11 protein-coding genes and 1 pseudogene are annotated in these 16,207 nt (G+C 54.0%); 8 read left to right on the top strand and 4 right to left on the bottom strand.

The window, feature by feature from the left end:
- The first annotated feature begins 247 nt into the window (after nt 1–247).
- The 5 genes and pseudogenes from FRAAU_RS13955 (at nt 248) to FRAAU_RS13930 (ending at nt 6,901) form a co-directional block, all read left to right on the top strand.
- Nucleotides 248–673 (top strand): HAD family hydrolase, encoded by a 426-nt coding sequence (locus tag FRAAU_RS13955; protein WP_014404160.1) that lies wholly within the window; start codon nt 248–250, stop codon nt 671–673.
- Nucleotides 651–2,273 (top strand): hypothetical protein, encoded by a 1,623-nt coding sequence (locus FRAAU_RS13950; RefSeq protein WP_217176230.1) that lies wholly within the window; start codon nt 651–653, stop codon nt 2,271–2,273. The genes FRAAU_RS13955 and FRAAU_RS13950 overlap by 23 nt, the downstream gene beginning before the upstream one ends.
- Nucleotides 2,270–2,998 (top strand): glycosyltransferase family protein, encoded by a 729-nt coding sequence (locus tag FRAAU_RS17015; RefSeq protein WP_014404158.1) that lies wholly within the window; start codon nt 2,270–2,272, stop codon nt 2,996–2,998. The genes FRAAU_RS13950 and FRAAU_RS17015 overlap by 4 nt, the downstream gene beginning before the upstream one ends.
- A gap of 53 nt (nt 2,999–3,051) precedes the next feature.
- Entirely contained in the window at nt 3,052–5,547 is a 2,496-nt protein-coding gene (locus FRAAU_RS13940) for a hypothetical protein (RefSeq protein ID WP_014404157.1), read from the top strand.
- Nucleotides 5,548–5,785: 238 nt separating this feature from the next.
- Nucleotides 5,786–6,901, top strand: a pseudogene (locus tag FRAAU_RS13930) (IS3 family transposase).
- 216 nt (nt 6,902–7,117) lie between these two features.
- On the opposite strand, the gene FRAAU_RS13925 reads toward FRAAU_RS13930, so the two are convergent.
- The 3 genes from FRAAU_RS13925 to FRAAU_RS13915 form a co-directional block, all read right to left on the bottom strand.
- Complete coding sequence (locus FRAAU_RS13925) at nt 7,118–8,302, bottom strand: WavE lipopolysaccharide synthesis family protein (RefSeq protein ID WP_014404156.1); 1,185 nt, start codon at nt 8,300–8,302, stop codon at nt 7,118–7,120.
- Nucleotides 8,299–9,585 carry a glycosyltransferase family 4 protein gene (locus FRAAU_RS13920; RefSeq protein ID WP_041270605.1) on the bottom strand — a complete coding sequence of 429 codons (1,287 nt, stop codon included), beginning with the start codon at nt 9,583–9,585 and terminating at the stop codon, nt 8,299–8,301. Before FRAAU_RS13920 ends, FRAAU_RS13925 begins: the two co-directional genes overlap by 4 nt.
- A 66-nt stretch (nt 9,586–9,651) precedes the next feature.
- Nucleotides 9,652–10,818, bottom strand: a complete 1,167-nt coding sequence (locus tag FRAAU_RS13915) for a polysaccharide biosynthesis/export family protein (RefSeq protein WP_014404154.1) — start codon at nt 10,816–10,818, stop codon at nt 9,652–9,654.
- A gap of 149 nt (nt 10,819–10,967) precedes the next feature.
- Here FRAAU_RS13915 and FRAAU_RS13910 point away from each other — a divergent pair, with 149 nt between their 5' ends.
- From FRAAU_RS13910 to FRAAU_RS13900, 3 genes are all read left to right on the top strand, one after another.
- Complete coding sequence (locus FRAAU_RS13910) at nt 10,968–12,128, top strand: glycosyltransferase family 4 protein (protein ID WP_014404153.1); 1,161 nt, start codon at nt 10,968–10,970, stop codon at nt 12,126–12,128.
- 184 nt (nt 12,129–12,312) lie between these two features.
- Nucleotides 12,313–13,917, top strand: coding sequence for a capsular polysaccharide export protein, LipB/KpsS family (locus FRAAU_RS13905; protein ID WP_052317917.1), 1,605 nt, complete (start codon nt 12,313–12,315; stop codon nt 13,915–13,917).
- 145 nt (nt 13,918–14,062) lie between these two features.
- The gene (locus FRAAU_RS13900; protein WP_052317916.1) at nt 14,063–15,025 is read left to right on the top strand and encodes a glycosyltransferase family 2 protein; all 963 of its coding nucleotides are present in this window, start codon (nt 14,063–14,065) and stop codon (nt 15,023–15,025) included.
- A 21-nt stretch (nt 15,026–15,046) separates the two neighbouring features.
- Here the strand turns inward: FRAAU_RS13900 and FRAAU_RS13895 are convergent, their stop codons facing one another.
- Nucleotides 15,047–16,183: a glycosyltransferase gene (locus FRAAU_RS13895; protein WP_014404150.1), complete on the bottom strand. Its 1,137-nt coding sequence runs from the start codon at nt 16,181–16,183 to the stop codon at nt 15,047–15,049.
- Nucleotides 16,184–16,207: the final 24 nt, after the last annotated feature.

Genomic DNA, 16,207 nt, shown 5'->3' with positions numbered 1-16,207 from the left:
CCTGCGCGAAAGATGGCACGCCGGCGCATGCTTTCTGGCGGGCGTTGCAGCCAGTGCTTGCATCGATCCAAATGGATGGCTATTTATATTTGAAGGCAGGTCGACAACACGCATCTCCGTCGCGGCGACAGGCAAGGAAGTGTTTCAATGCAGGGCGTCGATTGCGTAGCAATCTGGCCCCATGCAGCAAGGCGAAGCCGGCATAGGCCGGAGATAAAAAATATATTGGCCAGACCAAGGTAGGCAAATGAAGAATATTGTAATGGATCTGGATCACACCATCTGCACACCGATGCAGGGTGAGGATCAATCCTTGGACAAGGATTTGAAGTACAGCTTGGCAACGCCCAACCTCCCGATTATCGAAAGCTTGCGCCGCTATCAGCAGCAAGGGTTTCATATCACCATTTTTACCAGTCGCAATATGCGTACGTTCAATGGCGATGTGGATGCCATCAAGGCCAATACGCTCCCGATCATTATGAATTGGCTTGAGAAGCATGCGGTTCCCTTCGATCAGGTCATTGTCGGCAAGCCATGGTGCGGTACCGAGGGTTTTTATGTTGACGACAGGGCTGTCCGTCCGTCCGAATTTGCCAATCTCAGCTTCGAGCAGATAAGCCAGCTGCTCGAAAAGGAAAAATCGACGTTTGCGGAGCCTGCCGGTGAGTAATCCCTATTTCCTTATCCTGAGCGGTAGCTACGTCGGTGATGAACTGATTGCCGAATTCGGGCGTATTCCTCCCAGCATGCTGCCCAACGGTGGCAAGCCGCTTTATGAAGACCAGATCAAGCTGGCGCAGAGCACGGGGGCACGTATCCTGCTTGCGCTGCCGATCGATTATGAGATATCCCCCTTCGATCAGCGCCGCTTCACTGAGCTAGGTGTCACGATCATCCGCACCCTGGCCGAGGGCGATTCCATCGACAGTCTCCGCGCCTGCCTGGATGCGACGGAAGGCGAGGGGGCCGCCTATGTGTTGTTCGGCGATACGCTGATCAAAGATTTTTCGACCTGGTCGACCGACAGTTTTGCGGTGGGGACGATCCGTCATACGGCCAGCTGGGGCGAGTATGTGCAGCAAGGCAGCGACGCGGTCTTCCGTATGCTGGATGCGCACAAGGCTCTGGAAGGTGAAATCATCGCGGGCGCCTTTTTGTTTGAAAGCCTGGAATGCCTCAGAAAGGCGGTGCATGCAGACAGCTTTATCAATGCCCTGGCCGACTACAATGCGACGCGGCGACTCTCGGCGATCCAGGATCCGTCCTGGCTGGATTTCGGCCATCTGTTCACTTACCACCAGTCCCGTTGCCGTGAACTGCTGGCACGTTCCTTCAACAGCGTCAAGAGCGATGGATTTTCGGTGGTCAAGACTGGCACGCCCAGCCGCAAGATTTACGCCGAGGCCATGTGGTTCCAGAACCTGCCGCGTGCGCTTGACAGTTACACGCCGCGCTATATGGGCTTCAAAAGCGAGAATCCGATCGCCTACGAGCTGGAATATCTGCATTTCCCGTTGATCTCCGAGCTCTACTGCTTTTCCTCCCTGCCGGAAGCCTCCTGGCAGACCATGATAGGCAGTTGCGTCAACTTTCTGGAGGCGATGCAGGATATCCGACCCAAGGATTTCGAGGTCCCTGCCCATTATCCGAAACTGTTCTTCGATGACATTATCGCTCTGAAGACAAGGCAGCGCCTCGAAACTTTCGGCAAGTCGCATGGACTGGACCTGGATCGCGAATGGACGGTGGACGGCAAGCCGTATCTTTCACTGCGGGGCCTGGCAGATCAGCTCATCCAGATGGTCAAGCCGAGCCAGGCGGCTGACATAAGCATGTGGCATGGTGATTTTCACTTCGCCAATATTTTCTATGATTTCCGGTCAAATCGCGTCCGTGTCGTGGATCCGCGAGGCATGCTTTCCAACGGTATGTTGACCCAGTTTGGTGATGCGCGTTATGACATCGCCAAACTGGGTCATTCGATTTACGGAATGTATGACTTCCTGATTGCCGGCCGTTACTCCCTGAATTACGACCGGCGCTACGATATTTCACTTTGCTTTGGTGAGGATTCTCATCGCCAACGGGTGATGGATATCTATTCTGAACTGCAGATCGGACGATATGCCACCACCAGCAGCGAGACGGTGGCTCTGGTTGCGCTGCTGTTCCTTAGCATGCTGCCTCTGCATGATCATGGCAGCAAACGGCAGATGGCGATGTTGGCCAATGCATTCAGACTTTCGAAAATGGCGGAGATGTCCCGATGATTGTGTTTCCGATGGTAGGCATGAGTAGCCGCTTCCTCAAGGCTGGCTATGACCGCCCTAAATTCATGCTCCCACTAAATGACAGCACCTGCTTTGATTATTCCATTAAAGGGTTTACTGGAGCTTATCCGGCCGAATCCTTTGTATTTATCATGCGCAATGATTTTGGGGCGCCTGAATTTGTAAGAGAGCGACTGCGCGCTCACGGTCTGGAAGCCGCCAAAATTGTTATTCTGGATGAAATGACAAAGGGGCAAGCTGAAACGGTCGAGCTTGGTCTCCAAGGTGTTGACGATGCAGGTAGCGAAGGTCTTGCAATCTTCAATATCGACACATTCCGACCCAATTTTGTATTGCCTAGTTCTGAACAACGAGGTGACGGATTTCTGGAGACTTTCATTGGGGACGGGAGTAACTGGTCATTTGTCCTAGATGACGGAACTCAGTCCGGCAAGGCAGTTCGAACAGCCGAAAAGCAAGCGATATCAAATAATTGTTGCACGGGACTTTATCACTTCGCCAAAATAAGCGATTTCCGTGATGCCCTTGAAAAAGAGAGAAAGTCACCGTCCTCCCCTGAACTTTACGTTGCCCCCATATATAATCATCTAATACAAATGGGGCGCAACATTCGTTATACCAGTATTCCGCGAGGCGAAGTGATTTTTTGCGGCGTCCCGAGCGAGTATGAGGCACTCAAGCAAAATGGAAGCTGGTCATTTTGAGATGTGAATTAAATCCCTCTAGGCTTAAGGTTGATTGCGAGAGTGCCGCGCCGATGTACAACAAAAATAAAGTCTCAATTGTAACCCCCAGCTTTGAAAAGCACGCCGTTCAATACGGCACCATGATTGAAACGCTCAAGAAGTACTGCCTGGATTTCGATAACCTATCACTTATTACAGTGGTGGAAAAGAAGAATGTCAAAATTTTCAGTTCAATTTTAGATGCTGCGGAAGTTAGAGATTATAAAATAGTCCTCACCGAGGATGTACTTGCTCACTTCGGCATCAAAGAGAGTCCGGCGAAGTTTCTTCGCAGAGTAGGTAAATTCACTTTTCAGACAGTGAAAAAAATGGGCGGTCTGCTAGCCGTCCAGTCTGAGTGGTCGCTAGTGCTCGACTCGGAAGGGTTGTTTCGGAAAGATTTCCGAATGATGGATCTGGTCAACGACTATGCGAAGCTTAAATATGTGTTTTATACCGAGACAAAGCCACGCGGGTGGCTCTGGGAGCGATCGACTGGATTTCAGGTCAATAAAAATGTAGGTGAAACTCTCCAGGTTGATGCCAGCAAGCGCTGGTACATGGAGTATTTCCACTGGTTTTATGAGACTGAAAAGGCGCGTGACCTTATTGAAAGCAATTTAGGACCGCTCTTTCTTGATTATATCAAGACGCCCAATGATCGTACTTGGAATAGCCACTCATCCCTCCCTGATTTAGATTTTTTCGAAAATGTACTTTATTACAATTACATAGAAAAGTATTATTCCGATGAGTATGATATAGTCGATTTCAAATCCGCTATTGATGAGCTTCTTCCAGCAGAGGTATCGGGTAGATTTATATTGGATGAGCTGCCATTCTCACTTTTTGGCAATGATTACCTCCTAAATATAGTTTCTCCGTCGGATATACATCTTCTTGCCCCCTTGTTTGAAAAGTACAAGTTGGCTTTTGTGCGATTGGAGCCGCCTTTTATAAGTCCCAGCTTTTTAACTGAGCTCGATAAACTGCCTTATTTCGTTGCCACAATATCTTCGCACCATAATGTATGGCTGAGAAAGAAGGTGGCGATTTGTATTAGTGGAGAGTTCAGGCATGTCGTTCATCGGACTCCGGAGCAGCAGGTCCGTCAGATTAAGTCGTTCCTTTCTGGAGTCGATGTCGATATTTACATCCATGGATGGAGAAACACCAGTGAGCCATTGATTATTGATGAGCTCAACCCGAAAAGATATCTCTTTGAAGAGAAGAAGTCCTTTAGAGACCTTGAGAGAAAGATACGTTTTCGAGAGCCGCGACTTAAACCCAATCGCGACCACGGAAGTCTTTCTATGTTCTATAGTATTCAGGAAAGCTTTGATTTAATAGGCGATGATATTGGTGATTATGATTATGTGGTGAGAATTAGGCCGGACACCTTTTTTGATAAGTCGCTCAAGGAGATTTTGTACTCCATTAGCGATGGCGGGGACTTTCTCCCCGGCGCGGTTTATGTCCCAAGATCCTTTCACTCGAAGGGGATCAATGATCAATTTGCGATCGGTCGAATTAGTGTGATGCAGCATTATTTCAGGACATTCGAGTACATTAAGAGAAATATCAGTCATCTATTCTTTAATCCAGAGTCCATTCTTCTTAAAAACCTGCTTGAGAATAAAATAGAGATTGCCCTTGTTGATCTTCCATACGCGCTTATGCGGCATTTGCCCATGCGTATACATGACATCTCCAGGGTAATGCATGATCAAGAGCATACTTGGTGGTCAAGAACAGATCATCTCCCTGTGCTTGAAGACGTTTCCAAGTTCTTTGCAGACAAGATATGTTCCATGGAGTCGACTATGAGGGGGGAGGTCGGCCCCATTAGTTATATTCCATGCGTTCTCAGCAAGGGTTTTGGTCGCATTGATGGCTTTTTGGAGATTAGGTTTGAGGATAATAATCCGTCTGGTTATTATTGCGCGCTATTTAATGTCGGTGGCGAAGTTAACGTCTCCCACTGTAAAGTGGTAGATGGGGCTGTGGACTTGATTGGGTTTAAGGATAAATTTGTTTTTTGCTTTGTGCGGGATGATAAGTTTTTTGCATCATTCTGGATTTATGATGAAGGCAAGTTGATTAACTCTGTCTTGAAGTGTGATTTGAAGGACGTGCTTCGGGATGCGCCTTTTTCAAGTGACGAGATTGGTATGGCCTGGGGCCGATACGATTCAAAGATCCAGGGCGGACTTGTAGATCACAGAGAGCTGGTGGCTTCAACTCTTCATAGTCGAAAAATTGCGTCGGGAGTGGTGCCGGACAATCGTTCATTTGACTCGCCACCGAGCGTAAACCAAGCTTCCAGTGTGAGCGATAGGCCGATTCCTACACCAATCTATATCAATGCAGGAGGTAATGGTCGACTTAAGTACAATCAGAGAATCATTGTTTCAATACTGAGTCCGTTCCTGACTGTGCCTCAGAAGAACAAGCTTTTGCGCAATCCTGGTTTGTTTTTTTACGACTCTAGGAGCTCTCTTGCGAAACTCTTGGGTCGTATGTATTAGTTATTTTTCCTATAGGGTTTGAGGCTTACATCTCGTATATGCTTACTCGTCACCCCGGCAAGAGTTTTTGCCGGGGTGTATTTTTACTGCTTCTTGCTCATAGTGATATGGGTGTGAGGTATGGGTTGCATTTAGCATAAAAAATTCAGTGTCGGACGAGCATGCTGATTGTAAGCCTCCCCCAAAGTTGGACAGTGATTTGTAGAAGCTTCTGGCACACTTTGACCAGGAGACCCACATGCGCAAATCCAAATTTACCGAAAGCCAGATCATGGCCGCCCTCAAGCAGTTCGAGTCGGGCGTGCCCGTCAACGATCTATGCCGCCAGGTCGGCGTGAGCCCGGCGACCTTCTACAAGTGGAAGGCAAAGTACGGCGGTCTGGATGCCTCCGAGCTGTCGCGGCTACGCGAGCTGGAGGAGGAAAATCGCCGACTCAAGCAGATGTACGCCGATCTGAGCCTGCGTGCCCACGCGATGGAGCTCGTACTGTCAAAAAAGTACTGAGCCTCGATCAGCGACGTGATGTCGTCGCGCGACTGGTCGAGGCGGGGTCCATTCCGGCCCGCGTTGGCTGCCGTGTGGTGGACTTGCCGCGCAGCAGTTGGTACTACGTGAAGCGTGGCCGGCCGGCGGCTGATGATCCGGTGATCGAGGCCTTTTTACGCGATTGCGTGGCGCGTCGTCCTCGGCGGGGCTTTCATAAATGCTTTATGCGCGCACGGCGAGCAGGCCATCGATGGAACCACAAACGGGTGTATCGGGTGTACAAACAGCTTGGCCTGAACCTGCGTCGCCGGGTCAAGCATCGTCTGCCTGCCAGGGTCCAACAGCCCCTGGTAGCCCCATTGGCGCCAGATCAAGGCTGGTCGATGGATTTCACCAGCGACCGCCTGACCAACGGTCGTAGCTTCCGTACCTTGAACCTGATCGATGAATTCAACCGCGAGGCCTTGGCCATCGAAGTCGATACATCACTTCCTTCGTCACGGGTCATCCGCGTGCTCGAGCAGATCAACACCTGGCGTCCACTCCCCATGTCGATACGCGTCGACAACGGACCGGAATTCATCGGTGGCGCACTGGGGGAATGGTGCGAAAAACACGCTATCCACTTGACTACATGCCGCCAGGGAAGCCACAGAAAAACGGCTATGTAGAACGCTTCAACCGTAGTTTCCGGGAAGGCATCCTTGACTGTTACCGTTTGACTCGCTGGACGAAGTCCGCGATATGGCCTGGGACTGGCAAATCGAGTACAACGAAGAACGATCCCACGACAGCTTGAACAACCTAACCCCCGTCGAGTACCGGCAACGGTACGAGACTCAACTCGCCGAAGTTTCTCGTTATTGATGTCCAAACTTCGGGGAGGCTTACATTACACCGCATAAGGCCCAAGATGGGGTCGTGCCTGATATCCGCGCTTTAAGAAGTTGGCTTCTTTGCTGGGAAAGGGCTTGAGCTGATGCTCTCGTCTTTTACCAGTGGGGGCTGGTGAGCACGCTTCAGGATGGTGCCTGGGTCGCCATATTTACGGGATGATCTGCCTGGACAGTGGCGGGTATTGCCCTAGCAATTTTTAGTGCATAAAAAGAAAAGCGCGGAAATTATTTTTCCCGGATGGCTTTTGATATCGTAGAAGTAGAGTCCGGGTGACTCGCGTAGTTTTTTTTTGGATTTATTCCCGCTAAAGGCATAGGCAAGAAGAGTAATGGCTTTGACGATGATTCCCGCTACTCGACTTCTGGGGATGCGTACGGCCGCTAGCAGTCTTTTTTTCATCTCTAGTGAAGCGCTTATCTTTCCCTTGAAGATATCGATAATACCCAGTGCCGTTCTGCCATCTGTCAGATGAATCCAGTCCTCATAGGTCAGGCAGGTAATCTCAAGACTTTGGTCAGAGAGCAGGTTGGTATACTTGCTGGGTATTGCGTGGCTCCTGTGAATGTCATCGATGACGAAATTGTCCGCCAATGCCTGAAGGCTCGGGATTGCACTCCGCTGATCGGAGTGGTGACTCAGCCACAACTGTGGATAGGTCGAGGCCAGCAGGCTGAAATATAGATGTTGTTCTACTGCCAGCCGGGAGCGGAATTTTCTCGTCTCGTCGCTTTCCTTGGAATCTTCAAGGTCAGGACGGTAGTAGTCGCTGTATTCTTCGGGGTAGGGCGGCACTGTCCATATGCGGCGTAAATCCTCGGTCCGACCAAGATGGAGCCAGTCGCTGAAATGAAAGCACAGCCTTTCGTTTGTCAGAGGATTCAAGGTGAAATAAGGAGCGATCAGAATCCTTTGATGCAGCACCGGGAAAGGGCCACGAGGTCGGTCAAAGTTAGCTGCATAGTGGTCTACGATCGCTTTCCGGATTTCCAGCATGTCGGACCGTATGCGCAAGGTATATGCTGTCGTGATGTGCTTAAGGCCAGCCTGGGCAGCGGCTCTTTGCTGATTGAAGTAATTCGGCCCGATGCCTGATTTGACGGGAGACAATGGGGGGCACCTTTCAGCAATGGTGACGGTGTCGGCAATCTCGGCAAGCTGCCGGCTTATATCTATGAGCTGCTCATTTGTTTGGCTGGAACTGGGCGATATCGCGACGATGATTGCCGCTGACGGAAACTCCTTGCGATAGCGCGCGATGGCCGATGACAGCGGCTGGATTTCACCTGTTGCGATAGGTCCTTGAATAAGGAGGCTCAGCGAGTGGTGGATGTTCCGAACGATGGCTTCGGTGGGGATCGCGTCATGCTTCATAGGTACAGCGATTCGAGTCTGGACTGATAGTGTGAGGCTCCAAACAGACTGGCCTGGACTTTCCCAGCGAGGCTGAGTTGATGCCGCGTGGCCTCACTGTGGTCGATAGCTCGTATCCCCTCGGAAATCGACTCGATACTGAATGGATCCACGCATATGGCCGCATTGGCGGCTACTTCGCGCAGCGCACCTTCTCCACTGGTCAAGGTCGGCACGCCTTGCTGCATGGCCTCCAGTACGGGCAGGCCAAAGCCCTCGTACAGTGACGGGAACAAGACAGCCTTGGCGGAGCTCAGCAGTTCAGCCAGCAGATGTTCGGGAACATAGCCCAGCAACCGGATCCGCTCCTTGATCTGGGGGTCGACCTTGGCCAGCGCCTCGTATGTGGCAAGCTCCTGATCGGCTTGCCAGGCTTTCTTGCCGGCGATCAGCAGCGGGGTTTCGATGCCCGATTGAAGATAGGCCTCGATCAGGCGCCCTACATTCTTTTTGGGCTCGATGGCGCCGAAATATAGGAAGTAGCCACCGGGCACCAGACCGTAGGGATTGCGCCCGGCTAGTGCGAAAGTCCTAGCATGATTATCCTCAGCCGCGGCCATGTCTGAGCACTGATAGGTATTGACCACCTTGCCCTTTGCCTCTGGATAGAACAGCTCGATATCGGCCTTGGAGCACTCAGATACTGTGCAGATACGCGTACTTGCTTTGATGCATTCACGTATCAGCCGATAGTAGCTTCCGCGAGAATACACATTGGTATACGGCAATTTGAGGGGAATCAGGTCATGGATCGTATAATAGTTGGGAATACCCGCAGCCTTGATAGGTAGAGGATAGGTCCAGTGCATGACCTGTATCTCAGGGGGGAGTCGTATTTCCATAAAGCGGCCATGCCTGGAGAAATACTGACGGGCCATCACATAGAGATTGTCTGCATTCAGGATGTTGGCCTGCTGTGGCAGGCGCCTTTGAAATACGCGTTTTTCAACATAGGCGGTATCCGGAATCGGATAGGCCGTCATGCCTCGCGGGGCACGGAAGGCGTCACTCAGGTAACGTTTCAGGTCAGGGAGGAAGGGCAGGGGCTTGCTGCCATTCGCCAGATAGTCGTAGAACGATACTTCCTTAAGCAACGCAGAGGTATTGCTGGAAATGGGGGCGCCGAAAAGTACTGATACCGAGTTACCCATGGTACGCAGCGTATTGGCAAGGTTGCGGGCGTAGGTTGCTACGCCTGTCCCTTGAGGCATGGCCAGATTGTGGCCGTCGATGCAGATATGCATGGAGTTCACGGCGGCATCTTCTGTTGTGCGGGCGTGCATGGCACGGGCCATACACGCCCGGCAGGCTTAACGAGCGATTACGCCGATATTGGTGATCGGATAGACGAAGGAGAAGATGATATTCATCAGCTTCTGCATATCGGCAATCGGGGCATTGGAGATATACAACATATCCTTGTCGTCCATCATAAAGGTCTGAGCGACAAACAGACTGGTCGGATCCTTCAGGTTGAAACGATAGATGACGGGGACCCGACCATCTGCGCGAGCCTTGACTGGCTGGTTGGGCCAAGGCAGCGCGTCAGGCTTCTCAAAACGGAATACAAACACGCCACGGGCATCGGAGCGGGAGTCTTCCAGGCCGCCGGAGCGTGACAGCGCCTGTGCCAGGGTAATGCCCTGGACCTCGAAGTTGACCTCATGGGTCTGGCCGACCGCTCCCAAGGTGGTGAAGCTGTAGGGCTGATAAAGCAGGGTGACGACATCGTCCGCTTTCAGCGGAACATTTTCCTTGGGCTCGCGAATCACGGTTTCCAGCGGCAGGGAGACAACCTTGTCCCCGCGAGTGACCTGCACTGTCATCTTGTTGATGGGCTGACGAATACCACCGGCACTGGCGACGGCGTCAAGAATGCGTTCGCCCTTGGGGGTCAGCTCCATTCGCGCACTGTTGGGAATATCTCCCATCACCGTTACATAGGAGTTGCTGTTGCGTCCCAGACGAACCAGTACCTGCGGCTGGTTGGCCTTGCCCTTGAGCCGGTTGGCGATCAGCTGCTCAAGTTGGACCGCCGTTTTTCCTGCGGCCGTGATCTCGCCGGCAAAAGGCACATTGACCTTGCCATTGGCATCGATCATCTGCACAGGCAAATTGGTGACATGAGAGGTGCCGGACATGGCACTGCCATCAGCGGAGGAGGCACCGAACAGCGTCGCGGGAGGCGCTTCCCAGATGGAAATATCCAGCGTGTCACCAATCCCAAACTGCTGCTGGAAACTGGGTTTTGTGCCCAGGGTCCGCGTGAAATCGTCTTGCTGGCGCTCATTCAACAGCTTTTGTGCGACGGCTTCGTTGACATCGACAATCTGAATGCCCGCTGCCTTGGTCTGCTTGGCAACATTGTTGATGTCTTTGGTCGAAGGGCCGGAAGTAGGAATGCCGGCACATCCGCTCAGCGCTAGCGAGCTGGACAGGGCAAAGGCTAACGCTAGCCAGGAGGTGGTACGACGCATGCGTTGGGCAAACCTATGGTCAGGGTAACGTCGAGGGAGTATGTCATGGCGGGGGGCAAATTTCGACGCAGATCCGTTCGCTCAAGGCTGGGGCGGGGCTATTGCCTGCTTTAGACTGTGGGCTGTTTAGTTGACGGGCTGGAGCTGCGGTGCCGCAGATATATCTAGATGTGACTCGCCTGGTGGACCGGGCCATTCAGGGGCTGCTGCCAACGGGCGTGGACCGTGTCAGTCTGGCCTATGTCCGGCATTACGGGGCTCATGCCCGGGCGGTTCTGGCGGAGAAGGGGTTTTATACGATACTGAGCGCGTCTCGATCACGTCAGCTGTTTGCCCTTCTGATGGGTGAGTCTGGGCGACATTTGAAACGCGCCTTGCAGTGGCATGTCGTTGCCGCGGTGCTGGAGGCTCCCTGGACGGCAAAAGTATCTGGTCTGTTATTGCATACCGCCCACTCCGGCATCGAGTTTGATCGCTACTACGACGGCCTCGCACGACGTGGTATCAAGGTGGTCGCACTGATCCATGATCTGATTCCCTTGACCCATCCTGAGTACTGTCGGCCTGGCGTGCTGCCGGCTCAGTCCCGTCGGATGACGGTGGCCATGAAAAGGTCGGCGGGCATCATTGCCAACTCGGCCGACACCGCGCACTCCATCGAATTGACGGCACCTCGTCTGGGATGTGCCGTCCCCGTTATGGTGACCGCTTTGCTTGCCGGCGGCACGCCGGTCAGCTTTCTCGGCGAGCGGCCACTGGACCAGCCCTATTTCGTGATGCTCAGCACCATCGAGCCGCGCAAGAATCATTGGATGCTGCTGCATGTGTGGCGGGATCTGGTCGAGCGCTTGGGGGATCAGGCGCCGACCTTGGTGGTCATTGGGCGGCGGGGCTGGGAGTGCGAGAATGTGGTGGATATGCTGGAGCGCTGCGAGGTTCTGAAAGGCAAGGTGATCGAAGAGTCGGAGTGTTCTGACAAGCGGCTGCATTTGTATCTGCAGCATGCCCAGGCGCTGGTGTTTCCCTCGTTTGTCGAAGGCTATGGTATGCCGCTGGTCGAGGCCTTGCAGCTGGGCGTGCCGGTGATTGCCAGTGACCTTGGCGTGTTTCATGAGATTGCCGGAGATATTCCGGAGTATCTGGATCCGCTGGATGGTCCGGGCTGGGCGCGCCTGGTGACGGAATATGCGCAGCCAGAGAGTCCGCTCCGGGCGGCTCAACTACAGCGGCTGCAAGGCTATCAGCCGCCCAGCTGGGAACAGCATTTCGAGGTGGTGGATGCCTTTGTCGAACGTCTGATGGCAGATTGACGGCCAGTTGATGAGCAGACTCAAGCGATATCCGGGGGTGTTGTGGCCACGCCGGGAAGGGCCGTGCCTCACATGGTTCGAACTGCCTCCGGCAGTTTCGCGGCAAGCGTCTTTGCGCGCGGCGATGATGCGGATGGTCAGCGCCGGTGATGACGGTTCTCTAGACGAGCATCGGTCTAGTCTGATGCAAGCGGTTCTGGCTGTCGGTACTTCGATCAGCGGTGCCCGTACCTGGTCGGCGGCGCAAAAGGCGGTGGCTCCGGTGCTGGTCTTTGACCAGCCAGGGCGCGGTGATCGTGTTGCTCGGCAAGCTTTGCAAGCGGCTTTGGCGGACAAGGCCGAGATATGGGTATGGCCGTCGGCCGAGGGGACTGGCTGGCTGGCGCGTCAGTCGGCCACGCTGAAGTCGTCCTATCGGCTTTTGCCACATGGACTGGACTTGTCGGCGATTCTGCAACAGGTCTCCGCCGCTTATACCGTGGATGCCGACGAGGGCTGGCTTGCCTTGCTGGCCGGCTGCCCCTTGCATATCTATGGGGGCGCTCACTATGCCGGTTGGGGTTTGACTCAGGATCATGCGGCGGCCGCCACGCTTGCCAAGGTTTCCCTCGGTTTGCCGCAATTGTTTCATCTGGTCTATCGGCGACTGGCGCGTTATCGGCATCCATCCGGCCAGGGGGCGGGTTCACTCGAGCTGCTGCTTGAGTCCTTGGCTTTGCAGCAGCAGGTGCGGCGTCGTTTTGCGGATATGGACCAGCCGGCGATATTGCGTTTCCAGCTGTGGAAGCGTCGTTTTGCGGCGGCGTATCTTGGTGCGGGCTTGGGCCGGCTACGCTGGATCAAGCAGGGCAGTGAATTGCGTTCCTGCGATCAGGCCATTGTCTGGGGCGGCAAGCCGGCCGAGGATGTTCCTGCGGATATTCCGGTCTACCGCATCGAGGATGGCTTTTTCCATTCCTGCGGGCTGGGCTCGGATATGGTCGCTCCACGCAGCCAGGTGATCGATCGGCAGCGACTGTATTTTGATGCGCGTGGGCCGAGCGACTTGTCGGATATTCTCAATCATCAGGTTTTCACGCCCCAGCTGTTGCAGCGCGCTGCCCGCTTGCGCGAACAGGTCTGCAAGGCAGGGGTGACCAAGTACAACCTGGGACGCAGGCGTCCGCTCTGGACGGCTCCGGCGGGCGCCAGGGTGGTGCTGGTACCGGGACAGGTGGCGGATGATGCTTCGATCCGGTTTGGTACGGGGCGCTTTGCCTCGGCCGAGGATTTGCTGCTGGAAGTCAGGCGTCGCCGGCCCGAGGCCTTTATTGTCTACAAGCCGCATCCGGATGTGTTGTCAGGCAATCGCAAGGGATTGATCGAGGCTGCACAACTGGCAGATATCGTCGATGCCCATTCCGATGTGCTGTCCTTGATCGAGGCGGCGGATGAGGTGCATACCTTGTCGTCACTGGCAGGTTTTGATGCCTTGCTGCGTGGCCGTGAAGTGGTGACCTATGGCAAGCCCTTCTACGCTGGCTGGGGTCTTACCGAGGATGTACTGGCTCCTTTGCCTTGGCGCGAGCGTGAGCTGACGCTGGATGCTCTGGTTGCGGGGGCCTTGATTCTGTATCCCGTTTACTGGGATTGGCAGATGCAGCTGTTTTGCACGCCGGAGTCGGTTGTCGAGGACTTGCAGGAAGATGCGGCTCGCCCTCTTCGAACGGTCCAGAAGGACCGCTTGCGCTTTCCCAGAAAGATGCGGCGCTGGCTGGGAAACGCTTGGTGGTATGTCGGCAAGGCATGACCCTCGGGGTTCCATGGCCATGGTTGAGGCTTTTCTCCATCAGGCATAGGGTCCGGCATGAGGGTTTGTACAGGTCATGAAACCATAAGGCTTGGCTTGCTTGATCACGCTGATAAAGGTTGCATAGTGATGCATGATGCTTTGCATGACGGAAAGCGAAGCGAGCAAGTTGATGACTGAGACCCGGGCCTCCAGTGTGGCGATTTTGTTGTGCACCTGGAACGGGGCGGCATTTCTTCCGGCGCAGCTGGCGTCGATTGCGGCGCAGACCTGGGGAAACTGGCGTCTGCTGGCTTCGGATGATGGTTCGACGGATGGCACGCTGGCGCAGCTGGAGGCGTTTCGCGCGGAGCATGGTGCGGAGAAGGTGCAATTGCTGCGCGGTCCGGGCAAGGGCTATGCGGCAAATTTTATGTCGGTGCTGCGGGCCGCGGCGGGGCAGGCGGAGTATTTCGCGTTCTGCGATCAGGATGATGTCTGGGATGCGGACAAGCTGCAGCGGGCCATCGAAGTCTTGCAGCGGTGGCCGGAGAAGAAGCCGGCCTTGTATTGTGGTCGCAGCCGGCTGATCGATATGGAGGGGAGGGCTTGTGGTCTGTCCATGTATTTCGGGCGGCCGCCCTCGTTTCGCAATGCGTTGGTCCAGAGTCTGGCGGGCGCCAATACCATGGTGGTCAATGCGGCGGCGATGCGGTTGCTGGCCGCGACGCCGGATGATCAGCCCGTGGTGTCACATGATTGGTGGGCGTACCTGCTGGTGACCGGGGCTGGGGGACATGTGTATTACGATCAGCAGCCATCGATCAGTTATCGCCAGCACGGCAGCAATGTGATCGGTGCGGCGCTGGGCTGGCGTCAGCGCTGGCGGCGTTTCGGCCAGATGTTGGGAGGCAGTTATCGGCGCTGGAACGATATCAATCTGCCCGCACTGACTGCGATGGAGTCCTGGCTGAGTGCGGAGTCGGCGGCGAGCCTTCGGGCTTATCGGCAGCTGCGCGAAAGCGGACTGTTTGGACGGCTGGTCGGTTTTTACCGGATGCATCTGTATCGACAGACCCGGGCCGGTGATCTGGGTTTCTGGTGTGCGGTATTGCTTGGGAGGCTTTGATACCCAAGGATGACAAGGCGTTCAACCGGCGATCATTCCGTGAAGCTTTAGGCTCATTTTTGCCCAATCACGGGCGCGCAGCCAGCGGCGAGCATTGCTTTTTACACGTTTTCGGAGGCTTAAATCCATCAAGGCATCCCGGATGGAAATGGCCAAGGCGTCAGCGCAGCGACCATTGGCTCGCAATACGGCAGGGCCTGCCTCATCAAAGAAGGCGATAGGTGAAACCATTACTGGAGCTCGTGAAGCAAGGGCGTTGCGTAATGCACCACTGGCCGATTCTGTGGTTTCGAGATAAGGCATGATGATAAGATCACAATCACGCAAAAGATCCAGTGACTGTTGATTGGGAAGGTAGTCGGTATGCCACTCGACTTGTTTGTCAGGTAACGAATTGGCATCCCTGCATTGCTTCAGATAAGCCTCGGATTCGGGGATAGGATACTGGGATGTCACCATTCTAAGCCGAATGTTCTGCCATTCGGCGCTCAGTTTGCCCACGGCCTTGACCAACTCCAAAAAGCCTTTGTGTGGAAGCATGAAGCCGTAGGCTCCAATCAGCACTTCCTTTGTGTCTTTTGTAATGGAGCGGGCAGGTACCGTGGTCACGGCATTGGCGATCGCACCATGCGGAAACACCGCGACATTGCCACGAATACCTATGTCAGCAAGTCTCTTCTTGTCTGCATTGGTGTGAACCAAGAGATGTCTAATTGCGACAAGTGGTTTTGTGAGCTCATTGACATCGGATTGAATCGCCAGATTCTGCACATTGTGCAGCATGACGGTACAAGGGATGGCTCTGGACTTGGTGAACTCCAGCAGTTTGCCGAGGCCTTGCCAGGTAATGAGGCCAGGTTGGTGTTGAACAACCAGATGGTCGGGCCGGTATTCCTCCAATGCCTTAAAGAGTGAAGTCAGAGATGCATCGTCGCTTGGGATCCAGCAAGGGTGCGATATCACTGCATTGCTACCCAGTCGCATTTCCGACTTGTCTGCGCGGGTATCATTGAAAAGCACGATCGGCTGTTCTTGTCTGGGCCAATGTTCAAGTAGAAAGCGGGAGTATTCGGCAATCCCGCAGCGAATATCCCAGGTGCTGATCCATGCCAAACGTTGCGGATAGTCGGATTTTTGCAAGGATTGATCAAAGGGCATCAGTGCGCTTTCTTGTCTTCATCG

Source organism: Frateuria aurantia DSM 6220 (assembly GCF_000242255.2).
GTDB lineage: Bacteria > Pseudomonadota > Gammaproteobacteria > Xanthomonadales > Rhodanobacteraceae > Frateuria > Frateuria aurantia.
The sequence above is the reverse complement of the archived record's forward strand: the minus strand, read 5'-3'. Positions and strand labels throughout refer to the sequence as shown.